We start from the raw sequence: 22,828 nt of genomic DNA, 5'->3' as shown, positions 1-22,828 counted from the left end.
GATACCAGCATGCCCCGGCTGATGAGCAGTTGAAGCTGCTCATCGTAGCTTTTCCAGGGCTTGGTGTAGGGCACGGTCTTACAGCCGAAACACGGCAAACCCCTGCGCCCCCGCCACATGCCGGTCATACAAGCTCTTCACATCCGCCAGAATCGGCTGCTCGCCACGGCACAGCGGGCGCAGGTCGGCAGGTGTCATGGCGCGGTAGCTGCCGTGGCCCACGGCCACCACCAGTACGTCCACGGGATGCTCGGCATCTATGGTCTGCAGGTCGATGCCGTATTCGTGGCGGACTTCGTCCGGGTCGGCGACCGGGTCGCTGACTACGACCTGCATGCCCCAGGCCTGGAATTCGCGCACCATGTCCACGACCTTGCTGTTGCGGATGTCGGGGCAGTTTTCCTTGAAGGTGATGCCGAGGATGCCGACCTTGCAGCGCGGGGCGTCCATGCCCTGTTGCAGCATCAGCTTGATGGTGTTGCGTGCCACGTAGCGCGCCATGTTGTCGTTGATGCGGCGGCCGGCCAGGATGACTTGCGGGTTGTAGCCGACGGCCTGGGCCTTGTGGGTGAGGTAGTAGGGGTCCACGCCAATGCAGTGGCCGCCGACCAGGCCGGGGCGGAAGGGCAGGAAGTTCCACTTGCTGCCGGCGGCTTCGAGCACTTCTACGGTGTCGATGCCGAGGCGGGCGAATAGCACGGAGAGTTCGTTGACAAAGGCGATGTTGAGGTCGCGCTGGGTGTTTTCGATGACCTTGGCGGCTTCGGCGACCTTGATGCTGCTGGCGGGATAGGTGCCGGCTGTGATGATGCCCGCGTACAGATCATCGACCGCCTTGGCGATGGCCGGGGTGCTGCCGCTGGTGATTTTCCTGATCTTGGTGAGGGTGTTGACCTTGTCGCCGGGGTTGATGCGTTCGGGGCTGTAGCCGCAGTAGAAGCCCTGGGCAGGATCGACCTCGTTTTCGTTGCCGGCATGGATGTAGCGCAGGCCGGAGGCCTGTTCCAGCGCGGGTACGCAGACTTCCTCGGTGGCGCCGGGGTAGACGGTGGATTCGTAGATGACGATATCGCCTGGCTTGAGCACCTGGCCAATGGTCTGGCTGGCCTTGATCAGCGGGGTCAAATCCGGGTTGTTGGTGTCGTCTACCGGCGTGGGTACGGTGACAATGAAGATGCGGCATTCCTGCAGATCAGCCGGGTGGCTGGTGTAGCGCAGCTGGGTGGCGGCCTGCAGTTGTTCGGGCGATGCCTCCAGCGTGCTGTCGTGGCCGGACTGCAGTTCGGCGATGCGGTGGGTGTTGATGTCAAAGCCGATGACCGGCTGGTGACGGCCGAATTCGACGGCCAGGGGCAGGCCAACGTAGCCTAGGCCGATGATGGCGAGGGGAAAGGAAGTAGGGGCCACGTTGGATCTGGTAAGTGCAGGAAAGTAGGATGAATTATAGGACTGGTCAGGATTCGGCGGGGTGTGGGGAGAGACGCCAGCCGGAAGCAGCGCATGGGGGTATCATCCAGACATGTCCAGCGGAGTGGGTGTGTTCGTCATGCATACGACACAGGACTGACATACATTCGCGTATTTGCCGAACCGTATCGGATCGGCTTGCCAGCATGAACTGCAGATTAGGAACATGAACCCTTCCAGCATCAAGAAAGCCGTCTTCCCCATCGCCGGCCTCGGCACCCGCTTCCTCCCTGCCACCAAGGCCAGCCCCAAGGAAATGCTGACCGTGGTAGACAAGCCGCTGATCCAGTACGCGGTAGAGGAAGCCTATGAGGCCGGTATCCGCCAGATGATCTTCGTCACCGGCCGCACCAAGCGCTCTATTGAAGACCATTTCGATACCGCTTATGAGCTGGAGTCGGAGCTGGAAGCCGCCGGCAAGCGCGAGCTGCTCCAGCTGGTGCGCAGCATCAAGCCCGACGACATGCAGTGCGTCTACGTACGCCAGCATCGCGCCCTGGGCCTGGGCCATGCCGTGCTGTGCGCGCGCGAGCTGGTGGGCAATGACCCGTTCGCCGTGCTGCTGGCCGATGACCTGATGGTGGGCCAGCCGTCCATCATGTCGCAGATGGTGGAGCAGTTCAACGAATGGCGCACCAGCATTTTGGCAGTGCAAGACGTGCCGCGTGAAGACACGCGCAAGTACGGCATCGTCGCCGGCACCGAGGTCAACCCGCAGATGGTGGATGTCAACGCCATCGTCGAAAAGCCCGCGCCCGAACAGGCACCCAGCACCCTGGCCGTGGCTGGCCGCTACATCCTCACCCCCGGCATCTTTGCCGAAATCGCCAGTCAGCAAACCGGCGTGGGTGGTGAAATCCAGCTCACCGATGCCATCGCCTCGCTGCTGCGCCGTGAGCGCGTATTTGCCTTTCGCTACCAGGGCAAGCGTTACGATTGCGGCAGCAAGCAGGGCTTCCTCCAGGCCACGGTGGACCTGGCGCGTCAGCACCCCGAAATGGGCGAAGGTTTCAGCGCCTGGCTGAAGGACAATTGCCAGTAAGCTCACAATGGGCGGCAAGGAAATTTCATGATCCTGATCACAGGCGGCGCCGGCTTCATCGGCGGCAACTTCGTTCTCGACTGGCTGGCGCAGCACAACGAGCCCATCCTCAACCTGGACAAGCTGACCTATGCCGGTAACCTCGAAACCCTGGCTGCAGTGCAGGATGACCCACGCCACCTCTTCGTGCAGGGCGATATCGGTGACGCGCAGCTGGTCAGCCGCCTGTTGGCCGAGCACCAGCCACGCGCCATCCTCAACTTTGCCGCCGAAAGCCATGTGGACCGATCCATCCACGGCCCGGAAGACTTTATCCAGACCAATATCGTCGGCACCTTTCACCTGCTGGAATGCGCCCGTGCCTACTACAACGGCTTGCAGGGCCAGGCCAAGGAGGCCTTCCGCTTCCTGCACGTCTCCACCGACGAGGTCTACGGCACCCTGGCACCTGATGCCCCGGCCTTTACCGAGCAGCACCGTTACGAGCCCAACAGCCCCTACAGCGCCAGCAAGGCCGCCAGTGATCATCTGGTACGCGCCTACCACCACACTTACGGCCTGCCGGTACTCACCACCAACTGCAGCAACAACTACGGCCCCTACCATTTCCCGGAAAAGCTGATCCCGCTCATGATCGTCAACGCCCTGGCCGGCAAACCGCTGCCGGTTTACGGTGACGGCATGCAGGTGCGTGACTGGCTCTACGTCAAAGACCATTGCAGCGCCATCCGCCGCGTGCTGGAGGCCGGCCAGCTGGGCGAAACCTACAACGTTGGCGGCTGGAACGAAAAGCCCAATATCGACATCGTGCACACCATCTGCCGTCTGCTGGACCAGCTACGCCCGCGTGCCGATGGCCGCAGCTACGCCGAACAGATCACCCACGTCACCGACCGCCCCGGCCACGACCGCCGTTACGCCATTGACGCGCACAAGATCGAACGCGAACTGGGCTGGAAACCGGCAGAAACCTTTGACACCGGCATTGCCAAAACCGTGCAGTGGTACCTGGACCACCCGCAGTGGGTCGCCAATGTGCAAAGCGGTGCCTACCGCGAGTGGGTCAGCAAGCAATACACGCAGGAGTAAGCCATGGGCACCACCATCCTGCTATTGGGCAAACAGGGCCAGGTCGGCTGGGAACTGCAGCGCAGCCTGGCTCCGCTGGGAACGGTCTGGGCCCTGGGGCGTGATACTGTCGCCAATCCCGTCTGGCAAGGTCAGCCGTTGTACGGAGATCTGGCCGATCCCGAAGCCCTGGCCGCCACCGTGCGCCTGCTGCAGCCAAACGTCATCGTCAATGCTGCTGCCTACACCGCAGTAGACAAGGCCGAAAGCGAGCCAGAGCTGGCGCAGCGCATCAATGCCACCACCATGGGCGTGCTGGCCCAAGAGGCAGACCGTCTGGGCGCACTGCTGGTGCATTACTCCACCGATTACGTGTTTGACGGCTCAGGCCAGCAGTCCTGGCAGGAAACCGATGCCACCGCACCGCTCAATGCCTACGGCCAGACCAAGCTGGCAGGAGAAGCCCTGATCCGCCAGCACGCGGCCAGGCACCTGATTTTCCGCACCAGCTGGGTCTATGCCGCACGCGGCGGCAACTTTGCCCGCACCATGCTGCGACTGGCGCAGGAGCGCGATAGCCTCAGCGTGATCAGCGACCAGTGGGGTGCCCCCACTGGTGCCGAGCTGATCGCCGATGTCACCGCCCATGCCGTGCGGCAGTACCTGCGTGGCGATACCGGCTGTACCGGCCTCTACCATCTGGCCGCTGGCGGCAGCACCAGCTGGCATGGCTATGCCAGCCATGTGCTGGATGTGGCACGGCGCAAGGGTCTGCCGCTTAAGGTGGCTCCGGAAGCCGTCACCGCCATTCCCTCCAGCGCCTACCCCGTGGCAGCTACGCGGCCGCTCAACTCACGCCTGGACACGCACAAGTTGCAGCAGGCGTTTGGCCTGACGCTGCCGGACTGGCAGCAGGGCGTGGACCGCATGCTGGAAGAAGTGCTGGGCTGAGACCCGGCCCCTGAATACCACAAGAGAACCCCATGACTATCTCACGCAAGGGCATCATCCTGGCGGGCGGCTCCGGCACCCGCCTGCACCCGGCTACGCTGGCCATCAGCAAACAACTGCTGCCGGTGTACGACAAACCCATGATTTATTACCCGCTCACCACATTGATGCTGGCGGGTATCCGCGACATTCTGGTCATTTCCACGCCGCAGGACACGCCACGCTTCCAGCAGCTGCTGGGCGACGGTGGCCAGTGGGGGCTGAACCTGCAGTACGCCGTGCAGCCCAGTCCGGATGGTCTGGCGCAGGCTTTCCTGATCGGCAAGGATTTCATCGGCAACCACCCTTCGGCGCTGGTGCTGGGTGACAACATCTACTACGGCCATGATTTGGTGACCCTGCTGCTGCAGGCCCATGCACGTACCGATGATGCCTCGGTCTTTGCCTACCATGTGCAGGATCCGGAGCGCTACGGCGTGGTGGAGTTCGATGCCGCCGGCAAGGCTATCAGCATCGAGGAAAAGCCGCAGCAGCCCAAGTCCAGCTACGCTGTCACCGGCCTGTACTTTTACGACAACCAGGTGGTGGACATTGCCAGCCAGGTCCGGCCCAGCGCCCGTGGCGAGCTGGAAATCACCAGCGTCAACCAGGCCTACCTGGAGCAGGGCCGCCTGCATGTGGAAATCATGACGCGCGGCTATGCCTGGCTCGATACCGGCACCCATGAAAGCCTGCTCGATGCCGGCCAGTTCATTGCCACGCTGGAGCAGCGCCAGGGCCTGAAAATCGCCTGCCCGGAAGAAATCGCCTGGCGCAACGGCTATATCGATGCGGCCCAATTGCAGGAATTGGCAGAGCCGATGCGCAAGAATGGCTACGGCCAGTACCTGCTGCGCCTGCTGAAAGAAGGATTGCCCCGATGAAAGCCTTGCCCACCTCCATTCCCGATGTGTTGATCCTGGAGCCGCGCGTGTTTGGCGATGCCCGTGGCTTCTTCATGGAAAGCTTCAACCAGCGCGTGTTTGACGAGCTGACCGGTACCCGCCACCAATTTGTGCAGGACAACCACTCCCGGTCCGCCCGGGGCGTGCTGCGCGGCCTGCATTTCCAGACGCAGCAACCCCAGGGCAAGCTGGTACGCGTGGTGCGCGGCAGCGTGTTTGATGTGGCGGTGGACATCCGCAAGGAGTCGCCCACCTTTGGCCAGTGGTTTGGCCTGGAGCTGAGTGAAGAAAACCAGCGCATGCTGTGGGTGCCGCCCGGCCTGGCACATGGCTTTCTGGTGTTGAGCGAGACGGCGGAATTCCTGTACAAGACCACCGATTACTATGCGCCGCAGCATGAAGCCACGCTGGCCTGGAATGATCCGGATGTGGGTGTGGCCTGGCCGCTGACGTGCAGCGACATTCGGCAACCGCTACTTTCGATCAAGGACCAGGCAGGGTTGGCACTGCAGGATCTGGCCTAGCCACGAAGATACCGTACCCTTGTGCTAAATTGGACGTTATTCTTGCTTCAGATCCATCATCATGACCGACACCACCCCCATCTCCCCCGCCCTCAAGGCCGACCTGCTGTCGCAGGCGCTACCCTATATCCGCCAGTTCCATGGCAAGACCATGGTGATCAAGTACGGCGGCAATGCCATGACCGATCCGGCGCTGCAAAAAGCCTTTGCCGAAGACATCGTGCTGCTCAAGCTGGTGGGCATCAACCCGGTGGTAGTGCATGGCGGCGGTCCGCAGATCGAGACCGCGCTCAAGCGCCTGGGCAAGGAAGGCCATTTCATCCAGGGCATGCGCGTGACCGATGCCGAGACCATGGAAGTGGTGGAATGGGTGCTGGGTGGCGAGGTGCAGCAGGACATCGTGGGCCTGATCAACCAGGCCGGCGGCAAGGCCGTGGGCCTGACCGGTCGTGACGGTGCCATGATCCGCGCCCGCAAGCTGCGCCTGAAGGATTTACAGGATCCGGCCATGGAGCACGACGTGGGCCAGGTGGGCGATATCGAGGCCATCGATCCCAGCGTGGTCAAGGCGCTGCAGGATGACCAGTTCATTCCGGTGGTCAGCCCGATCGGTTTTGGAGAGCACAACGAGAGCTACAACATCAATGCCGATGTGGTGGCCTCGCATCTGGCGATGACGCTGAATGCCGAAAAGCTGCTCATGTTGACCAACATCCCCGGCGTGCTCGACAAGCAGGGGGAGTTGCTGACCGAGCTCACGCCGTCCCGTATCGATGCCCTGTGTGCCGATGGCACCATCTCCGGTGGCATGCTGCCCAAGATTGCCGGTGCGCTGGATGCCGCCCGCAGCGGCGTCAATGCCGTGCATATCATCGATGGCCGCGTGCCGCACAGCATGCTGCTGGAAATCCTGACCGATACGCCGTACGGCACCATGATCTGCGCAGCGTAAGGGGCAGCCATGAGCGATATCCTGATCCACACCGATGCCGGTGTCAGCACCATCACCTTCAACCGCCTGGACAAGAAGAACGCGCTGACCGAAGCCATGTACAGCGCGCTGGCCGAGGCCATGCAGCAGGCCGCCACGGATGACGCCGTGCGCGTGCTGGTGATCCAGGGCGACGCCAGCGTGTTCACCGCCGGCAACGACATCAAGGACTTTCTGGAGCATCCGCCCACCAGCACCGATGCGCCGGTGTTCCGCTTCCTGCGCCAGCTGGTGGTTTTTCCCAAGCCGCTGATCGCTGCCGTGGCCGGTCCGGCGGTGGGCGTGGGCACCACCATGCTGTTCCATTGCGACCTGGTCTATGCCGGTGACAATGCGGCCTTTGCCATGCCGTTCGTCAACCTGGGCTTGTGCCCCGAGGCGGGCTCCAGCCTGCTGGCACCGCAGCTGGTCGGGCACCAGCGCGCCGCCGAACTGCTGTTGCTGGGCGAACCTTTCCTGGCCGAAACCGCCCGTGATCTCGGTCTGGTCAATCGCATCACCGCGCCGACCGAGGTCAACGAGCTGGCAGGTGCTCAGGCCAGGCGCCTGGCCAGCAAGCCGATGAGCTCGCTGCTGGAAACCAAGCGCCTGCTCAAGCAGGGCCAGCAGGCCGCGCTGCTGGAGCGCGTGGCCGAAGAAGCGGCGGTGTTTGCCCGCATGCTGGGCGAACCGGCAGCGCGTGAAGCCTTCACCGCCTTCATGGAAAAGCGCCCGCCGCAGTTCCACTGAGCGACGCGGCTTCAGCGCCTGTACACCCCGTGGCGGATCGGTCTGCTGCGGGGTGTTTTTCATGGGCCGGGTGCAGCTTGCCAGCGGCCATCGTGGCCCGGCTGGCCGACATAGCGTGGCGGCTTCAGGTCGCCCGGGGCGATATAGCCGTGCTGGTAGTAGCTGCTGCAATGGCGTGGCATGTGTGGATCAATCGCCTGCACGGTCTGATAACTGCATTCTTCCTCATCCACCTGTCGCCACCAGGGCGACCCGCGTGGGCGTGTCGGGCAGACGCGGATGGTGGTTTCGTAGGTGTTGCGGTTCAGGCTGGCGGCATCGCAATAACCGGCACCGCGGGCAATCGCCTGGGTCAGGGATTGCATGTGGGTATCAGCACTGGCGCTCGGGCACAGGTTCAGGAAGTTCAGCCGTTTCGTCAGCGTTGACAGGTCCGTACGGAATTGCTTGTGCAGGCTGAAATAGTAGCTCAGCGATGGTGTGCAGGCAGCCGGACGGCTGCCGCTGGACAGGCATAGCAGGGCTTCGCAGGCCAGCCGTGTCAGGCCGGTGAACAGGGCGGGTGACTGTGCCCGGGCCGGCAGGGCCAGTGGCAGCAGCAGGGCGAGCAAGAACAGGGGTTTGCGCATCATGGCGTCTCCACGGTGGGCAGCAGGGGAATCGGTGTGGCAGGCAGCAGCCGCTGGCGCAAGCGCCGGTCGCGGTAGTAGCAGATCTTGTCGAGCAGGGCGGCATCGGCCAGCCCTTCCATCAGCACCAGCTGGCGTTCGCGGCCCAGCGCCTTGACCTCCTGCGGCAGCAGCAGCGGGCGGCTGTCGAGAATTTCGGTATGGCTGGTGTCGCGTCCGTGACTGCGCTGCTGGCGGCGTTGCGTGGTGTTGCCCAGCATTTCGGCGTAGAGCCGGGCGTCCTGCTGTTCACGTGGGGCAAACAGGATTTGCGTGGCGTGGTTGGTGGCCAGATTGCGTGCCTGTTCCGGGCCATAGCAGGCATCGAGCTGGGCCATGCTCTGGATCACTGTCAGCAGCCGCAGCTGGTAGCCGGCCATATAGCTCACGCTCTGCGCCAGGATGTCGATGCGGCCCATGCTGGTGAACTCGTCCAGTAGCAACAGGCAGGGGTGGCGCAGGCTGGCATCGTGTTCGGGCAGGGTGCGCGTGTTGTCGCGGATCAGTAGCGAGAAAAAAAGCCGTACCAGCAGGGCGGCCTGCTCCAGGCGATCCGGCGTGATGCACAGGTAGACCGTCATGCGCTGGCGTCGCACCTGATCCAGCGGAATAGCGTGGCCGCTGGTGGCGGCATCGAGCTGCGGATCGGCCCAGAGCCCGAGCGGGGCCTGCAGGCTGCCGACAATGCTGGCCAGCGTGTCATCGGCCTGGCCGCACAGGGCGCGCAGGCTGGTGCGACAGCTGGCAGACAGCAGGTCGTCGTCGGCCAGCAGCTGCAGCCAGTCGCGCATGGGGCGGCCATCACCAATCGACAGCCGGTAGAGCTGGCCCAGCGTGGGCGCTTGTGCGGCGGGCAGCTGCAGGCGCAGATCGCGCGCGTGACGTTCGAACAGGCACAGGCCGAGCGCGACAAAGGCGTTGCGCGCCTGGTCGGTAAAGAAGCGCTGGTTGCCGCTGTGGTCGCCCTCCGGATACAGTACCTGGGCGATGCCGCGCAGGTCGCCGGCACAGCGTGCCGGATCGCTGGAGACATGCTGCAGCGGATTCCAGCGGTGGCTGCGGCCATCGGCGGCAAAGGGCTGGAAGCAGAACACCTGCTGACCGATGCCGTGGCGATAGCCGCTGGTGCGCGCGTGGTTCTCGCCCTTGATATCGAGCACGACCACGCTGTGCGCATAGTCCAGCAGCACCGGGATCACCACGCTCACGCCCTTGCCGGAGCGGGTCGGGGCGGCCAGCAGCACAAAGCGCTGGCTGTGGTCGCGCAGCAGTTGTCTGCCGCTGCGGCCGATCAGCAGGCCGCCGGGGTCGTTGCGAAACAGGCCGGTGCGACGCAACAGGGTACGGCTGGCAAAGCGGGCATCGCCGTGCAGGCTGCGTGCCGGCTTGCGCCACAGCAGCACCAGCGCACCCAGCCAGACCAGGCTGGCCAGACCCAGTCCGATGCCGCCGCTGAGCTGGATGGCGCGTTGGTGCGCCTGCAGCTGGGGCAGTTGCTGCAGTTGCAGGTAGCGCGGCCAGAGCCAGGGCGTGGCCGTATCGGGCAGGCCCCACCATTGCAGCAGCAGCCAGCCCGACAGCCAGCTGCCGGCCAGCAGCAACAGCATCAGGCTGGCGAGGGACAGCGTCAGGCGCAGTGCGGCGTTCATGCGGGCGACTCCGGCAGGCGCTGGCAGGCCAGCCGCGGGTGATGCGCACTGTCCGGGATCGGCGCCAACAGCAACTGGCCGGGGGCGGCCGGCAGCAGGCGGTAGCGGCGCTCGCGTGCATCGCGCAGCAGCGATAGCACCAGCGCCTGCCACTGGCGTTGTGCGGTGGCGGGCAGGGCGTGATCCGGCGCTTGGGTCGGCAGCAGTTGTGCCTCCAGCACTTGCTGCTGTAGTTGCCGGCCGTGCAAGCGGCTGTTGCCGCTGAGCCGCAGCCGCAGGTGGCTAGGCTGTCCACCACGGGCTGGCGTCAGTGTCAGCAGCGTATGGCTGGTCCAGCGTCCCCCGGCATCGGCGCGCAGGGCGGCGTGCTGGCGCAGCTGTCCTGCGGGAATCTGCAACAGGGCCGGCAGTGCGATCGGTGTGCTGGCGCACATCCAGCTGCCGGCCAGCGGGGACGGACGCGCCAGTACGGCGGCGGGGGCGAGCAGCAAGAGCAGGGCGACCCGGTACGTCAGCGGCATGTGGCCTCCAGTTGCGCCTGCGGATCGAAATGGATGCCGGTGAGTTGCCGCTGGCCGGCATGGGCACGCACATGCACCACGATATCGATGGTCTGCTGCAGCAGGCGCTGGATGACGCCAAATTCCAGCCCGGATCCTTCGGGCGAGGCCTTGACCATCAGCGCCAGCTGGTCCCAGGTTTGGGCCACGCTGCCGGCATGGCAGCTGGTGATGGAGCCGGGATGCCCCGAGGCGCAGTTGCGGATGAAGTAAAAGGCCTCGTCGCCACGCAACTCGGCCAGGATGATGCGGTCCGGCTTCATGCGCAAAGCCGCTTCCATGCAGGTCTTGGCGCTGACCGGGGCCAGGCTTTGACCGCCCTTGGAATAGAGCAGGTGCACCGCATTCGGCTGCGTGATGAAGAGTTCGCGCGCGTCCTCGATCGTGACCAGCCGTTCCTGTGGCGGGATATGGCCGACCAGCGATTTCATGAAGGTCGTCTTGCCGCTGCCGGTTGCACCGGACACCACCAGCGTCTTGTGCTGCAGCACGGCCAGCCGGAAAAATTCGGTGTGGCGGCCCTGGTGCAGCAACTCCAGCAGCTGGCGATCCTGGGACGACAGGCGTTGTGTCTGCGGTGCCAGCTGGTCGAAAAACCCTTGTGCCGCATACTGTTCCAGCGAAGGTGGCTGGCGCGAGGGCAGCCGGATCGTGATCGAGATACGCTCGGCCTCCACCGCCGGCGGAATGATGAACTGTGCGCGCTGCCCCGAAGGAAAGGTCAGCGATACCAGTGGCTCGGCTGCGGTGATGCGCTGGCCGGTATTGCTTTCGTTGACGATGGTGGTGCAGAAATGGCGCACCCGCTCTGGTGTCAGGCCGGCCACCGGCATGCACTGCCAGCCGGCTGGTGTTTCCAGATAGACCTCGCCAGGACGGTTGATGCAGATTTCGGTCACATCCGGCCGCGTCAGGAAGTCGGCAATGCCCAGCATCTGGTACTGGTATTGCAGAAAACCGTCGGGCAGCCGGGCCAGCGGATCGGTGCTCATGGGGTCAGCACTCCGGCAAAGTCGATGTCGCGTGCTACCTGGATCGTGATCAGCTGGCCTTGTGCAATCGTGATGGTGGGAGCACGCGTGGCACCGGCCTGCAGCGCGGTTTGCGCCGCCGATTGCAGCGTGTCGGCGGTGCGGCTCTGGTAGGGGTTGCTTTGCTGCACGATGCTGCCGCTGTCCACGCCGATGCTGGTGGTGCTGGGGCTGGCGGCAGCCGGTGCGTGGCGGGCGGCCGCGATCTGCATCACATCGCTCATCAGGCTGACCAGCAGCGCCGAACTGATGCGCTCCCCCCAGTGCTTGTTGACTGCGCCCGGATGGCCGGTACCGCCCAGGGCATCGGCACCGGGACTCATGAGTTGCACGTCCAGGCCGTCAGGTGTGAGCATGCGTTCCCAGACCACCGCCAGTCGCTCCGTTGCGCCGACCTGCTCCTGGTACTGGCCGCTCACGCGTGAACCAGGCCGGATCAGCAGTTGCCCGCCGAGCGAGTACACCGGCTCGGTCACGATGCACGAGGTCAGCCCGGCCAGATCGCTGACGATGCGGGTCTCCAGCACGCAGCGGATCACGCGGCCGCGAGGCAGCAGGGTGGTCGGGTGGGCCACGCGCTGCACATGCACGGCCGACCCGCCGCTGTCGGCTGCTGCCGCGTTGACGGTTTCCACCAGCGGACCATCGGCCTGGCTGAGCGGGCTGATGGGCTCCCGGAGCGCAGCGCGGGAGGCGCGCGCGGGCGCCAGTGGTACCGGAGCCGTATCCATGGGCGCGAGCGCCGAGTTGTCCATGGCGATGGGCATGGCGCTGCCGGCTGTCATGCCCGGCGCGGACTGGCTGGCAGCGGGGAGCGGTGGCGGTAGCGGCGGCAGGGTGTCCGGCAGCAGGGCGGCAGTCGCGGCACTGGCGCTGGCCTGAAAACCTTGCGGTGGCAGCTCCACGCGCTCGCCGGAGCTGCGCATCGGGGCGCTGCCGCCATCGCTCCAGGGCAGCCGGTTCATGCTCCAGGCCACCATGGCGGCACTGCCGGCGAGCAGGGTGGCGGCAAATACCAGGGCCTTGTGGTTCAGGCGTGGGCGCTGACGACTGCGCAGCACCGGTTCGGCGGCCAGTAGCTGGTCATCCGGGCTGGCGCTGTCGTCGGGCCTGGCAGGGGCATGCTGGCGGGGTGGAAAGAGGAATCGCATGGCTTACTCCCGTCGCAGGGCCAGCACCTGCTGACCATGGCGCAGTACCAGATAGGGGTAGACGCCATGCACCGTGATGCGTCCCTGCTGGTAGCTGCTGTTGATGAGGAAATCCTCGCCGTCCTGCTGTTGTCGGCCAAACACGGCGGGTAGGCCGCCATGCAGGGACATCTCCGGCGACAGGTCGATATAGGTAAAGCGGCCGTCATCGGACACGTGTTCGGGGCGCAGCCAGACGGCATCCGCGCTGGCGGCATAGCTGTAGGCCTCGTGCCGAGCGGCAGTTTCGTCTATAGTCGCCTGGCTGCGTGCCGATGTGGTGGCGGGGTAGCGGAAACGCACCCTGTAGTGCACGCCCTGGCGGCGTGCCTGGGCCGGCGTCAACGTGCCCTGGCCCAGCACCTGCAGCTCCAGCAGGTAGCTGCGCCGGTCGGTGCGGATATGCATATTGGTGGCGGCTTGCGCATGGCGCGGTTTCAGGTAGAACACCTGATCGCGTCGCACCAGTTCCCAGCCGCCACTCTGGCCAGTACCAAAATCGCGCACCTGCTCATCGGCTTCGAGTTCGATCTGGGTGGCAATACCCTGGCCGGTGCGCACTGCGTAAACGGCATCCGGCTGGTAGTGGTACTCCTGGATCACGCCACCCTGCACCCACTGGGGCAACAGCGGCAGCAGGCACAACAGGGCGCGTCGCTGTCTAGTGGATGGCATCGCGTTCTCCTTCTGGCGCTGTGGCAGATGCGGCCGCCGGCTGGCTGCTGAGCGAGTCCTGATCGACGCGGTAGGCCAGCACGCGGAAACCCAGTGGATTCTCGATGCGCGCTTCCTCGTTCATCTCCAGCTCCGGGTCATAACCGATCTTGAGCGTGGCCAGACGGGTGTCCAGCAGGCGGGATTGGCCACTCGCCTTGTCGAACAGCCAGCGCTCGAAACGCACGCTGGCAGCGATGGGCGTACGCGGCAGCTTGCTGGCGGCATCGTCGGCGCCGCCATCGTTCCAGGTCAGCACCGTGCTCAGGATGCGGATGCGTACCGATTGCTCACGGCCATAGAGCGTGTCGGGGTTGTCCGGATGGCCGTTGCTGTAGAGCGTTTCGTATTCGCGGAGCACGGCACCGCTGGCCATGGCCTGCACCAACCGGCTGTCGCGCCGGTTCAGCAGATCCCAGTCGTACGATTCGCGCGCAATCACGAAGTGCGCCACCTGGCTCTTGTTCAGTGCTTCGCTGGCGCTCACGGCCGCCAGCGGCATGTCGATGCGCGCCACGCTGCTGGTGCCGTGGGCCGGGTCTGCCAGCACCAGATAGGGGACCTGCTCCTTCAGGGGCAACAGCAGCGCATACCCACTGGCCAGCAGCAGTGTCAGCAGGGTCGAGGCCCCGGCTACGCGCCAGGCCTTGCGCTCACTGTTGCGACTGCGCTCGATCAGGCCGGTTTCGAAGTCCCGTGCGGCGTTCAGCAGCGGGTGCTTGTCAAGAACATGGCGCTTCAGCATGCAGCCTCCCGGCAATCGCCAGCGGCTGAAGCACCGGGTTCCGGTTGGGGTGCATCCTGCCAGGCCAACAGCTGCCGACCCTGCAGCTCCAGCATGACCTGTTCTTGCGCATACAGCGTCTGCAAGGCCAGCAGCGCCTGCGGCAAGGACAAATGGTGAAAGCCCGCCAGTGTGGATGGCAGAGGGTAGTCCTGCAGCAGGCGGTCATCAAGTTGGAGGCCACCCTGGGTACTCCAGCGGCGCAACAACTGACGCAGGCTGCCATCGCGCGTACTGGCGGCATAGACCGGCATGCGGCTGGAAGAGGTGCTGGCGGCCTGGTAGCGATTCACGGGCTGCCAGTGGCCGGCAAAGTCGGGCGCGGCATCTCCGGCACAGCCGGCCAGCAGCATCAGTCCCAGCGAGATTAGTGTTTTTGTTTCGTGTGACATCAAAATTCCGTTCCAACGTGTAATTAGGTGCTATATTACATCGTAAGTATTCGTTAGAGCGAATTGTGTAGAAATATTTAATGCGATCCCGATCATGATGCCCGATTGCCCCAACCTGGCCGTTCCCGCCACCGTGCTGCAGCATGTGGTGCGGGTGGAGTCCGGCTTTCATCCCTACGCGATTGGCGTGGTGGGTGGCCGGCTGGCGCGCCAGCCGCGCAACCTGCCCGAAGCGGTCGCCACCGCGCGCATGCTGGAGCAGCAGGGCTACAACTTCTCGCTCGGGCTGGCCCAGGTGAATCGCTACAACCTCCGGCGCCACGGCCTCGGCAGCTATGAGCAGGCCTTCACCAGCTGCGACAACCTGCGTGCCGGCAGCCGCATCCTGCAGGAGTGCTACCAGCGCGCCGGCGACTGGGGCAAGGCTTTCAGCTGTTATTACTCGGGCAATTTCACCACCGGATTCCGCCACGGCTACGTACAGAAAGTGATGGCACAGATGCAGCCGGGAATGGCAACGCAGGCCATGCCGATTCCTGTTATCGGCAAGCGCAAGACGGCTGCCGGCAAGCGTGTCGCCGCCGTGCCGCGATCTGTCACTCCTGCATCCGTTCCCGCTCCCGTTTCCGCAACCGTACCTGCTGCTGTCGCGCCGGCAGTAGCTGCGGGCGATACCCGCTTCGTTTTCTAACCACCCTCAGGAGATTTCCATGTCCACCCCCTTCGCTCCGGTTCACCGTTCTTCCATCCTGCGCGGGCTGCAGCCCCTGGGCCTGTTGCTGCTGGCCAGCCTGTGCCTGGTCTACGCGCCGGATACCTTCGCCGCCGATCTGGTGGCCGGTGGCAAGGTCGGCACTTTCCTGACCAAGATCCGCGATGCCCTGGTGCCGATCTCGATCACCGTGGTCACCATCGCCTTCGTGTTCGCCGGCTACCAGATCGCCTTCAACCACAAGCGCATCAGCGATGTCTCGCCGGTGCTGGTGGGTGCCATCGTCATCGGCGCAGCGGCCCAGCTCGCCGGCTGGTTCATCGGCTGATCGCGGAGGTCTGCATGCGCAAGGACACCGTATTCCGTGGCTGCACCCGTCCGGCCATGCTGATGGGCGTGCCGGTGCTGCCGCTATTCATCGGGGCGGGCGGCTGCCTGCTGCTGGCGGCCTGGTTCAACCTGTTCTGGCTGCTGGCCTTGCCGCCGGTGATCTTCACCCTGCAGCTGATGACGCGCCACGACGACATGGTGTTTCGTCTGCTCGGCATCCGCTGGCTGTTCCGGCTGCGGGTGCGCCAGCGTGCCCTGCATGGCGGCATGTGGGTGTTCAGCCCGCTGGAACCGCGCCGCCCGGAGTAACACCATGCGCCAGGAACATCTCCCGCCCGTCAGCGCCCATATTCCCTTGTCCAGCCATGTCGCCCCGGAGGTGGTCAAGACCACCGGTGGTGATTACCTGATGTGCTGGCGGCTCGATGGCCTGCCCTTCGCCGGTCGCGAAGAAGGCGAACTCGAAAGCCGTCACCAGACCTTCAACCGCCTGCTGCAAAGCCTGCGCGCACCAGAATACGCCAATGTCGCCTTTTGGGTGCATGATGTGCGCCGTCGCATGTCACTGGACCTGCAGCCGTCCTTCGACGACAGCTTCAACCAGCAGCTGTCTGACCGGTATTTCCAGGCCCTGTCCGGCCGCAAGCTGATGCAGAACAGCCTGTACTTCAGCATGCTGTACCGTCCCGCGCCGGAAGGGCGCCGCCTGCTGCAGCCGGCCGTCGATCTGGCTGCGCTGCGCGCCGAGCAGGAACAGGCGCTGGTCCGCATCGAGGAGCTGGCCGGCCATGTCGAAGCCGTACTGCACGATTACGCCCCGTCCCGGCTCGGCCTGCAGCAGGATGCCCATGGCACGCTGTTTTCAGGAATATGTCGCTTCTACGCCTGGCTGATCAACCGGCTGGACGAGCCGGTGCCGCTGCAGCAGGGGCCCATCTACGCCAGCCTGCCGGTCTCGCGCCACATCTTCAGCCCGTCTGGCGGCGACTTCATCATCCGCACGCCGGACGGTGCCCACCATTACGGTGCCATGCTGCAACTCAAGGACTATCCGGAGCACACTTGGCCCGGCATGCTCAACGGCCTCAAGTACCTCGACATGGAGTACGTGCTCACGCACTCCTTCACCCCGCATGCGCGCCAGCAGGGCCTGAAGGTGCTGGAGCGCACCAAGGGCCTGATGATCAGCGCCGGTGACCGGGGCGTGAGCCAGATCGAGGAGCTGGACCTGGCCATGGATGGTCTTGCCAGCGGCCACTTCGTGCTGGGCGAATACCACTTCAGCCTGGCGCTCTATGCCGACAGCCAGGAGCAGCTGCAGCGCCACATTGCCCAGGCCCGTGCCGAGCTCTCCCAGGCCGGTTTCGTCTCCGTCAAGGAAGACCTGGCCGTCACCGGTGCCTTTTATGCGCAACTGCCCGGCAACTGGCGCTACCGGCCACGTCTGGCGCAGCTGTCCTCGCTCAACTTCCTCGGACTCAGCCCGTTGCACAACTTTGCCTCGGGCAAGCGCAGTCACAACCCCTGGGGCGAGTGCGTCACCGTGCTGCAAACCGCCAATGGCCAGCCTTACTATTTCAACTTCCACGCCACCCATCCCGGCGAGGACAGCACGGGCGAAAAAGCGCTCGCCAACACCCTGGTGATCGGCAAATCCGGTACCGGCAAGACGGCGCTGATCAACTTCCTGCTGTCACAGGTGCAAAAATACCAGCCCAGGCCCACCATCTTCTTTTTCGACAAGGACCGTGGTGCCGAACTGTTCGTGCGCGCCTGTGGTGGCCGCTACATGCGGCTGGCCCAGGGCGAGTCCACCGGCTTCAATCCGCTGCAGTGCGCCGCTACTCCGGCAAACCTGCAGTTCCTGGTCGATTGGGTCAAGCTGCTGGCCGGCAAACCTGCCTACAGCGCCAGCGAGGACGAAGACATCCAGCGCGCCGTGCAGGCCATGCTGGACACGCCAATGCGCTTGCGCACCCTGGGCAATCTGCAGAAAAGCCTGACCAACCTGGGCGATGACAGTGTCTACGCGCGCCTGCGCCTGTGGACACGTGCCGGTGCCCTCGGCTGGGTCTTCGACAACCCGCAGGACGTCATCGATCTGGCCGGAGCCAGCATCATCGGCTTCGACTACACCGAGATTCTCGACCTGCCGCAGGTGCGCACTCCGGTCGTGCACTACCTGTTGCATCGCCTCGAAGCCCTGATCGACGGTCGTCCGCTGATCTACGTGATGGACGAATTCTGGAAAATCCTCGACGGTGAAGGTGGTCTGAAGGAGTTTGCCCGCAACAAGCAGAAAACCATCCGCAAGCAGAATGGCCTCGGCATTTTTGCCACCCAATCGCCCGAAGACGCCCTGCGCAGCGACATCGCTGCTGCCCTGGTCGAACAGACGGCCACCCTGATCCTGTTGCCCAACCCGCAGGCCGATCGCCGTGACTACATTGATGGCCTCAAGCTCACCGAGGCCGAATTCCAGCTGCTCACCCGGCTCGACGAGCGCAGTCGCTGCTTTCTGGTCAAGCAGGGCCATGTCAGCGCCCTCTGCCGGCTCGATCTGCAGGGGCTGGACGATGCCCTCGCCGTGCTGTCGGCCAATACCGGCAACATCCAGCTGCTGCAACAGGTGCTGGAGCAGCTCGCCCCTGGCGATACGCACGGCCAGCAGGCCCTGCCGCCACAGCAGTGGCTGCCCCTGTTCCATGACGCCCGACACGCGTCCCGCGCCCTCACTTCCTGACACCCGGGAGTTTCCATGACACGTCATTCCGCAGACAACTTCATCACCCGCCTGTATCCCGCCGCCGTGCAGGCCTCGCAGGACACCGGTTTGTCCTGGGAACTGATGCTGGCCCAGGCCGCGCTCGAAACCCGCTGGGGCCGGCAGGGCTCGCTGGCCGACACGCACAACCTGTTCAACATCAAGGCCGATCGCCAGTGGAAGGGGCCGCAGCAGCAGGTTCATGTCTGGGAGGTGGAGGGCGGCCGCACGCGCTGGCAACATGACGGCTTCCGTGTTTATCCGGACGAAGCCGCATCGTTGCAGGACCGCAACCGCTTTTTGCAGACCCAGCCACGCTACGCCCGGGCCGGCCTGCTGCACCCCGACACCCTGGGTGATTACGAACGCGAAGCCCAGGCCTTGCAGCGCGCCGGCTACGCTACCGACCCGCACTATGCCAGCAAGCTGATCCGCATTGTCGAAGGCCCGACCATGCAGCGCGCGCTGGCCCATGCACAAAAACAGCATGGCCAGTTGCACCTCGAAGCCGCTTCGCCAACGTCGGACATGCCCCTGCAGGATGCCGATCGATGGGTGCAGGAGGCGGGCAAGGCCATCCGTGTCGGTCAGACCGTGCTGCTCGCCGCACAGCAACGCTTTGCACCCGGAACACATGAGTATGGCCGCTCCGATGGCGACTGGGGCCGCCAGGGGCGCGCCAACCACAGCCCCAACCAGCGTACCGACCCCAGCCGCAGCGGCCAGGATCTGGATCAGGATGGTCGCAAGGGCATCGACTGCTCCATGCTGGTCTACCAGTCGCTGAAGGACGCCGGCTTCCAGTGGCCGGAATCCCATCTCACCACCGCCATGCTGTTCAAGGGCCGACACACCACCGCCCTGGCGCGCAGCCATTTCGACACGCTGACGCCGCAAGAGGCGCGCCAGCAGTTGCAGCCTGGCGACATCCTCATGTTCAAGAGCCGCAAGGGTTCAGGCCAGCACGTCGGCCTCTTCGAAGGCTATGACGATCAGGGCCACATGCGCTTCTTCGGCTCCCAGGTCAGCACCGGCCCGGCCAGTGTCACCGTCCGGCCCGGCGGCTACTGGGACGGTGCCGGGCAGGAATTTCTCGGTGCCTTGCGGCCACGCCACGAATATTTCACCCGCACCGACAAGCTGACGCAGGCGGACACACCAGCGCAGGCTGCGCCCGACAAGCCTGCCCGGCAGGCCAGTCCCTGGATGGATACCCTGTGCCAGCAGCTGCGCATCGGCTGCCCTGACATTCCGGCACAACAGCACGGGCCGATTGCCGAATACCTGGCTGGCCGTCTGCAATCCCTGCAGTTTCCGGCACAGCAACTGGGTCGCCTGGTGCTTGAAGAACACCAGGGGCGCCAGTGGTTGCACGCCATCAGCCAGAACGGACAAGCCCTGATCAGCGCCGACCTCGACAAGGCGCGGCAAGGCTTGCAACCGGACCGGCAGCACAAGCACGAGCCCCTGCAACACAGTCTGGCACAGCGTACCAGCCCGTAATGCCGATCCCCGCCTTCCCTTTCCCGTCTACCGCCCATTCATCATGCCGATACACGACAGCCTCCCGAAGCCCGCTGACCGACTGACGCGAATGACCTACCGGTTTTTCCAACTGCTGCTAACCATGGGCCTGAGCGGTATCGGCGCAAGCGCCCAGGCCCAGATCCCGGTCACCGATGCCGCCAATCTGGCCTTCCAGCAAACCATGCAACAGGCGATGCAGTTGCTGTTGCAGAACACCATCGCCGAATCCGCCATCAAGGAGCATCTTGGCAACACCATCCTGCGCGACCAGATCGGCCAGCGCCTGCTGGCACCCATGCTGGAGCAACTCAGCATCAAGACCGGAGTCGATTTCAGCCGTGTCACGCAAGGCATGACTTCCAGGATATCCCAGGGTCAGCAGGGCTGGAATTCCCGCAAGTTCGGCATGCTGCAAACGGGTACGAAACAGGCGCTGGAAAAAGCCAGTCCTGCACTGGAAACCGTCCAGCGTTATTACGGATTCGACACCACACCCAATTGCCCCGATCGCCAGGGACCGATCAGGAGTTACTGTCTGGCCAGCCGCGAGATACTGGCGACGCAATTGCTGGAAATCGAAAATCTAGGCAAGACCCTGGAAGCCCGTAATCTGGCGCTGCAGGACATGATGGCCGACAACCAGTACGGCACCCTCGCCGAACTCCAGCAAAAGCAATACACCCTGCAAACCCTGCAGGCCCTGATTGCCAATGACCAGATGCGCCTGCAAACCTCCATGGCGGCCTATCAGGGCATGCGTACCCTGTATCAGGAAAAATACCAGGAAGCCCTGCAGAATCGCGTGACAGGAAAACCCAGTCTGCTGGGAAGCCTGTCCCAGGCTGCTACCGTCAAACTGGGCTTGCAGGCCGGCAAACTCGCTGCCCGCGAACTGGTGGGCAACAAGGACATGTTTCGCAAATGACCGGGCAGGAGAATCGCCACCATGTTTGATGCCTTTATCTCGGCACGCCTGTTTTCCAGCATCCGCGGCTATATCGTCGACCTGATCCACCAGTTCGGCTATGCTGGCATGGCACGCGCCTACGGCCTGGCCGTAGCCGTCGGCACTGTCATGCTCACCATCTGGTTCATGTGGCAGGGCTACCGCATCGCCACCGGCCAGAGCCGCGACAGCATGCAGGCCATGCTGATGCGCGCCGTCACCGTCATCACCATGCTCTCGCTGGCACAAGGCATGGCCCTGTTCGGCCAGGAACTGTCCACCTTCATCGTCGATGACCTGCGCAACAGCATCGCCCGTGTCATCACTGGCAACGACTATCACGACCCGGCCGACATGATCAGCCGCGCCATCACTCAGATGCTGGTCCTGCAAACCGCACTCGATGTCTACCAGGCCAACGGAGCCGGAGCCGCCAGCAACATCAGCATGGCCAACTTCCTCAACTTCAGCACCGGTCTCAGCCAGTCCATGCCCGCATTAATTGCAGGCGGCTTGATGTTGCTCAACGAAATAGCGTTACACCTCTGCCTAGTCGTCGCGCCATTGTGCATACTGGCATACATCTACGAACCCACGCGCTTCCTGTTCGTCAACTGGCTTAAGTTCACCATCGCCACCCTGTTCAGCATGGTCATCATCAGCGTAGTCACCGTCATCGCCCTGCGCGCCATCCTCGTGCTCATCGCATCCCTGCTGGCCATGGACGTAGGCAACGGCATTGCCAATGCACTCGGCGTCAATGCCAGCTTGCAGCTGCGTGATATCGCCACCTTGTCAGGTGGTGTGGGCTTGTTGTTAACGACGTTGTTGTTGGGGACGCCGCCGATTGTTTTCAACTTTTTTATCGGTGGCGGCTTGAATCCTGGAACAATTAACTCATTTGGTCTTTTTGCTAGGCATGAGCCAATGAATCAGGCGTTATTGAAAAGTATGAATCCCATTATGCCGATCAGATCTGAAAAAGTATTAAGGCAGTAAAATTTATGAAAATCTCAGAATTTGTCATGCTTGCCGCTATAGGAGTGGCGCTTCCTTCTATTGCAAATGGTCAAGATGATCAATGGAGGGCGTATCTTGGTGATGCAGATGTCGTTAATATGTTGCAGGAGCAGATTTCAATAGGTAGAGAGCAGCAGAATGCAAACTATAGACGAAGTAGAGAATTGCTTTCAGAAAATCTAGTTCTAAAAAGCAGTCAGAGGGAGTATTATGGATCTGTCCATATGAATCCCAATGACTTGACTGAGCTTTATTGGGCGGCAGGGCAACGCGATGCAAAGGCTTCGATAGTGAGTGGGGCCAACATGTGCGGGAAAGGTTGCAAGCTTCTAGTGACGTTTAGTGACTCCTGCGTAATGTTTGCGGAGCCGCGAGGCAATAGTGAAGTTAGTAACATTGTCTATGCGATAGACGATGATCCTGAGCGGGTTATAGAGGCTGCGAGGCAGAAGTGCCAAGCTGCGAATGGAGTGGCATGTGATGTCTTTGCTAGGCCTAGATCTGCTGAGCACCCTTCATATTGTGTGGGCTACCGCTATGGGATCTACTCATAGGGCTTGCGGCGAGCCTGTCATAAATTTTGTGTGTGAGGCATACCATGTGCAACAGGAGCATGTATGTCAAGCAAAACGAAGTTGAAGAACGCGGCGATTGCCGAGAAGTCTGCCTCGCTGCCAAGCATCCCCGAGGAGTTGCTGGACCAGCTGGTACAGCAAGGCCCAATGACGGCCGCATCGATCCAGGACATGACGATGGCGCTGAAGAAGGCGCTGATCGAACGTGCCTTGGGTGGAGAGCTCAGCCATCATCTGGGATATCCACCGG

The 22,828-nt window shown here is 63.5% G+C and carries 24 protein-coding genes and 1 pseudogene; 16 read left to right on the top strand and 9 right to left on the bottom strand.

Features of this window, described 5'->3' with window-relative positions; all coding sequences use genetic code 11:
- Nucleotides 1–78: 78 nt before the first annotated feature.
- The gene (locus tag C513_RS0109580) at nucleotides 79–1,407 is read right to left on the bottom strand and encodes a nucleotide sugar dehydrogenase (protein WP_018715791.1); all 1,329 of its coding nucleotides are present in this window, start codon (nucleotides 1,405–1,407) and stop codon (nucleotides 79–81) included.
- Nucleotides 1,408–1,633: 226 nt separating this feature from the next.
- Here C513_RS0109580 and galU point away from each other — a divergent pair, with 226 nt between their 5' ends.
- The 7 genes from galU (at nucleotide 1,634) to C513_RS0109545 (ending at nucleotide 7,716) form a co-directional block, all read left to right on the top strand.
- Nucleotides 1,634–2,509, top strand: coding sequence for a UTP--glucose-1-phosphate uridylyltransferase GalU (galU, locus tag C513_RS0109575; protein WP_018715790.1), 876 nt, complete (start codon nucleotides 1,634–1,636; stop codon nucleotides 2,507–2,509).
- A gap of 27 nt (nucleotides 2,510–2,536) precedes the next feature.
- Nucleotides 2,537–3,598, top strand: coding sequence for a dTDP-glucose 4,6-dehydratase (gene rfbB / locus C513_RS0109570; protein ID WP_018715789.1), 1,062 nt, complete (start codon nucleotides 2,537–2,539; stop codon nucleotides 3,596–3,598).
- A gap of 3 nt (nucleotides 3,599–3,601) precedes the next feature.
- Nucleotides 3,602–4,528, top strand: coding sequence for a dTDP-4-dehydrorhamnose reductase (gene rfbD, locus C513_RS0109565; protein WP_018715788.1), 927 nt, complete (start codon nucleotides 3,602–3,604; stop codon nucleotides 4,526–4,528).
- A gap of 32 nt (nucleotides 4,529–4,560) precedes the next feature.
- On the top strand, nucleotides 4,561–5,451 hold the full coding sequence (rfbA, locus tag C513_RS0109560; protein WP_018715787.1) for a glucose-1-phosphate thymidylyltransferase RfbA: 891 nt from the start codon (nucleotides 4,561–4,563) through the stop codon (nucleotides 5,449–5,451).
- Nucleotides 5,448–5,996 carry a dTDP-4-dehydrorhamnose 3,5-epimerase gene (rfbC, locus tag C513_RS0109555; protein WP_018715786.1) on the top strand — a complete coding sequence of 183 codons (549 nt, stop codon included), beginning with the start codon at nucleotides 5,448–5,450 and terminating at the stop codon, nucleotides 5,994–5,996. Before rfbA ends, rfbC begins: the two co-directional genes overlap by 4 nt.
- A 61-nt stretch (nucleotides 5,997–6,057) precedes the next feature.
- Nucleotides 6,058–6,948, top strand: coding sequence for an acetylglutamate kinase (argB, locus tag C513_RS0109550; protein ID WP_018715785.1), 891 nt, complete (start codon nucleotides 6,058–6,060; stop codon nucleotides 6,946–6,948).
- Nucleotides 6,949–6,957: 9 nt separating this feature from the next.
- On the top strand, nucleotides 6,958–7,716 hold the full coding sequence (locus C513_RS0109545) for an enoyl-CoA hydratase (protein ID WP_018715784.1): 759 nt from the start codon (nucleotides 6,958–6,960) through the stop codon (nucleotides 7,714–7,716).
- A gap of 59 nt (nucleotides 7,717–7,775) precedes the next feature.
- Here the strand turns inward: C513_RS0109545 and C513_RS0109540 are convergent, their stop codons facing one another.
- The 8 genes from C513_RS0109540 to C513_RS0109505 are packed head-to-tail and all read right to left on the bottom strand — an operon-like array spanning nucleotide 7,776 to nucleotide 14,704.
- Nucleotides 7,776–8,348, bottom strand: a complete 573-nt coding sequence (locus tag C513_RS0109540; RefSeq protein WP_018715783.1) for a TrbM/KikA/MpfK family conjugal transfer protein — start codon at nucleotides 8,346–8,348, stop codon at nucleotides 7,776–7,778.
- Nucleotides 8,345–10,033, bottom strand: a complete 1,689-nt coding sequence (locus C513_RS0109535) for a type IV secretory system conjugative DNA transfer family protein (RefSeq protein ID WP_018715782.1) — start codon at nucleotides 10,031–10,033, stop codon at nucleotides 8,345–8,347. The genes C513_RS0109540 and C513_RS0109535 overlap by 4 nt, the downstream gene beginning before the upstream one ends.
- Complete coding sequence (locus C513_RS0109530; protein WP_018715781.1) at nucleotides 10,030–10,554, bottom strand: hypothetical protein; 525 nt, start codon at nucleotides 10,552–10,554, stop codon at nucleotides 10,030–10,032. The genes C513_RS0109535 and C513_RS0109530 overlap by 4 nt, the downstream gene beginning before the upstream one ends.
- The gene (virB11, locus tag C513_RS0109525; protein ID WP_018715780.1) at nucleotides 10,545–11,585 is read right to left on the bottom strand and encodes a P-type DNA transfer ATPase VirB11; all 1,041 of its coding nucleotides are present in this window, start codon (nucleotides 11,583–11,585) and stop codon (nucleotides 10,545–10,547) included. The genes C513_RS0109530 and virB11 overlap by 10 nt, the downstream gene beginning before the upstream one ends.
- The gene (locus tag C513_RS13170) at nucleotides 11,582–12,775 is read right to left on the bottom strand and encodes a TrbI/VirB10 family protein (RefSeq protein WP_018715779.1); all 1,194 of its coding nucleotides are present in this window, start codon (nucleotides 12,773–12,775) and stop codon (nucleotides 11,582–11,584) included. The genes virB11 and C513_RS13170 overlap by 4 nt, the downstream gene beginning before the upstream one ends.
- Before the next feature lie 3 nt (nucleotides 12,776–12,778).
- On the bottom strand, nucleotides 12,779–13,489 hold the full coding sequence (locus tag C513_RS0109515) for a TrbG/VirB9 family P-type conjugative transfer protein (RefSeq protein WP_051084432.1): 711 nt from the start codon (nucleotides 13,487–13,489) through the stop codon (nucleotides 12,779–12,781).
- Nucleotides 13,476–14,273, bottom strand: a complete 798-nt coding sequence (locus tag C513_RS13165) for a VirB8 family type IV secretion system protein (protein ID WP_018715777.1) — start codon at nucleotides 14,271–14,273, stop codon at nucleotides 13,476–13,478. Before C513_RS13165 ends, C513_RS0109515 begins: the two co-directional genes overlap by 14 nt.
- On the bottom strand, nucleotides 14,267–14,704 hold the full coding sequence (locus tag C513_RS0109505) for a hypothetical protein (protein WP_156816087.1): 438 nt from the start codon (nucleotides 14,702–14,704) through the stop codon (nucleotides 14,267–14,269). The genes C513_RS13165 and C513_RS0109505 overlap by 7 nt, the downstream gene beginning before the upstream one ends.
- A gap of 94 nt (nucleotides 14,705–14,798) precedes the next feature.
- On the opposite strand from C513_RS0109505, the gene C513_RS13160 reads away from it, so the two are divergent.
- The 9 genes and pseudogenes from C513_RS13160 to C513_RS0109460 all read left to right on the top strand — a co-directional run.
- Nucleotides 14,799–15,395, top strand: coding sequence for a lytic transglycosylase domain-containing protein (locus tag C513_RS13160; protein WP_018715775.1), 597 nt, complete (start codon nucleotides 14,799–14,801; stop codon nucleotides 15,393–15,395).
- Nucleotides 15,396–15,414: 19 nt separating this feature from the next.
- Nucleotides 15,415–15,744: a TrbC/VirB2 family protein gene (locus C513_RS0109495; RefSeq protein ID WP_018715774.1), complete on the top strand. Its 330-nt coding sequence runs from the start codon at nucleotides 15,415–15,417 to the stop codon at nucleotides 15,742–15,744.
- Nucleotides 15,745–15,758: 14 nt separating this feature from the next.
- Nucleotides 15,759–16,055 (top strand): VirB3 family type IV secretion system protein, encoded by a 297-nt coding sequence (locus tag C513_RS0109490; protein WP_018715773.1) that lies wholly within the window; start codon nucleotides 15,759–15,761, stop codon nucleotides 16,053–16,055.
- Nucleotides 16,056–16,059: 4 nt separating this feature from the next.
- Nucleotides 16,060–18,489 (top strand): VirB4 family type IV secretion/conjugal transfer ATPase, encoded by a 2,430-nt coding sequence (locus C513_RS0109485; RefSeq protein ID WP_018715772.1) that lies wholly within the window; start codon nucleotides 16,060–16,062, stop codon nucleotides 18,487–18,489.
- 15 nt (nucleotides 18,490–18,504) lie between these two features.
- Entirely contained in the window at nucleotides 18,505–20,013 is a 1,509-nt protein-coding gene (locus C513_RS13725) for a glucosaminidase domain-containing protein (RefSeq protein WP_018715771.1), read from the top strand.
- 91 nt (nucleotides 20,014–20,104) lie between these two features.
- The gene (locus tag C513_RS0109470; protein WP_018715770.1) at nucleotides 20,105–20,962 is read left to right on the top strand and encodes a hypothetical protein; all 858 of its coding nucleotides are present in this window, start codon (nucleotides 20,105–20,107) and stop codon (nucleotides 20,960–20,962) included.
- A 21-nt stretch (nucleotides 20,963–20,983) separates the two neighbouring features.
- Nucleotides 20,984–21,982, top strand: coding sequence for a TrbL/VirB6 family protein (locus C513_RS0109465; protein WP_018715769.1), 999 nt, complete (start codon nucleotides 20,984–20,986; stop codon nucleotides 21,980–21,982).
- 5 nt (nucleotides 21,983–21,987) lie between these two features.
- Entirely contained in the window at nucleotides 21,988–22,557 is a 570-nt protein-coding gene (locus C513_RS14745) for a DUF4189 domain-containing protein (RefSeq protein WP_083927389.1), read from the top strand.
- A gap of 63 nt (nucleotides 22,558–22,620) precedes the next feature.
- Nucleotides 22,621–22,828: pseudogene (locus C513_RS0109460) on the top strand (IS256 family transposase); the annotation flags it as partial.

Origin of the sequence: Allobrachymonas chironomi DSM 19884, from assembly GCF_000374625.1 — a bacterium.
In the GTDB taxonomy this organism is placed as follows: domain Bacteria; phylum Pseudomonadota; class Gammaproteobacteria; order Burkholderiales; family Burkholderiaceae_C; genus Brachymonas; species Brachymonas chironomi.
Note: the sequence above shows the minus strand (reverse complement) of the source record. Positions and strands in the feature narration are given on the sequence as shown.

Bases quoted from the DNA above. Each gene is read 5' to 3' on its own strand.
- galU (WP_018715790.1), top strand. From the start codon at position 1,634: ATGAACCCTTCCAGCATCAAGAAAGCCGTCTTCCCCATCGCCGGCCTC.
- rfbB (WP_018715789.1), top strand. From the start codon at position 2,537: ATGATCCTGATCACAGGCGGCGCCGGCTTCATCGGCGGCAACTTCGTT.
- rfbD (WP_018715788.1), top strand. From the start codon at position 3,602: ATGGGCACCACCATCCTGCTATTGGGCAAACAGGGCCAGGTCGGCTGG.
- rfbA (WP_018715787.1), top strand. From the start codon at position 4,561: ATGACTATCTCACGCAAGGGCATCATCCTGGCGGGCGGCTCCGGCACC.
- rfbC (WP_018715786.1), top strand. From the start codon at position 5,448: ATGAAAGCCTTGCCCACCTCCATTCCCGATGTGTTGATCCTGGAGCCG.
- argB (WP_018715785.1), top strand. From the start codon at position 6,058: ATGACCGACACCACCCCCATCTCCCCCGCCCTCAAGGCCGACCTGCTG.
- C513_RS0109545 (WP_018715784.1), top strand. From the start codon at position 6,958: ATGAGCGATATCCTGATCCACACCGATGCCGGTGTCAGCACCATCACC.
- C513_RS0109540 (WP_018715783.1), bottom strand. From the start codon at position 8,348: ATGATGCGCAAACCCCTGTTCTTGCTCGCCCTGCTGCTGCCACTGGCC.
- C513_RS0109535 (WP_018715782.1), bottom strand. From the start codon at position 10,033: ATGAACGCCGCACTGCGCCTGACGCTGTCCCTCGCCAGCCTGATGCTG.
- C513_RS0109530 (WP_018715781.1), bottom strand. From the start codon at position 10,554: ATGCCGCTGACGTACCGGGTCGCCCTGCTCTTGCTGCTCGCCCCCGCC.
- virB11 (WP_018715780.1), bottom strand. From the start codon at position 11,585: ATGAGCACCGATCCGCTGGCCCGGCTGCCCGACGGTTTTCTGCAATAC.
- C513_RS13170 (WP_018715779.1), bottom strand. From the start codon at position 12,775: ATGCGATTCCTCTTTCCACCCCGCCAGCATGCCCCTGCCAGGCCCGAC.
- C513_RS0109515 (WP_051084432.1), bottom strand. From the start codon at position 13,489: ATGCCATCCACTAGACAGCGACGCGCCCTGTTGTGCCTGCTGCCGCTG.
- C513_RS13165 (WP_018715777.1), bottom strand. From the start codon at position 14,273: ATGCTGAAGCGCCATGTTCTTGACAAGCACCCGCTGCTGAACGCCGCA.
- C513_RS0109505 (WP_156816087.1), bottom strand. From the start codon at position 14,704: ATGTCACACGAAACAAAAACACTAATCTCGCTGGGACTGATGCTGCTG.
- C513_RS13160 (WP_018715775.1), top strand. From the start codon at position 14,799: ATGATGCCCGATTGCCCCAACCTGGCCGTTCCCGCCACCGTGCTGCAG.
- C513_RS0109495 (WP_018715774.1), top strand. From the start codon at position 15,415: ATGTCCACCCCCTTCGCTCCGGTTCACCGTTCTTCCATCCTGCGCGGG.
- C513_RS0109490 (WP_018715773.1), top strand. From the start codon at position 15,759: ATGCGCAAGGACACCGTATTCCGTGGCTGCACCCGTCCGGCCATGCTG.
- C513_RS0109485 (WP_018715772.1), top strand. From the start codon at position 16,060: ATGCGCCAGGAACATCTCCCGCCCGTCAGCGCCCATATTCCCTTGTCC.
- C513_RS13725 (WP_018715771.1), top strand. From the start codon at position 18,505: ATGACACGTCATTCCGCAGACAACTTCATCACCCGCCTGTATCCCGCC.
- C513_RS0109470 (WP_018715770.1), top strand. From the start codon at position 20,105: ATGACCTACCGGTTTTTCCAACTGCTGCTAACCATGGGCCTGAGCGGT.
- C513_RS0109465 (WP_018715769.1), top strand. From the start codon at position 20,984: ATGTTTGATGCCTTTATCTCGGCACGCCTGTTTTCCAGCATCCGCGGC.
- C513_RS14745 (WP_083927389.1), top strand. From the start codon at position 21,988: ATGAAAATCTCAGAATTTGTCATGCTTGCCGCTATAGGAGTGGCGCTT.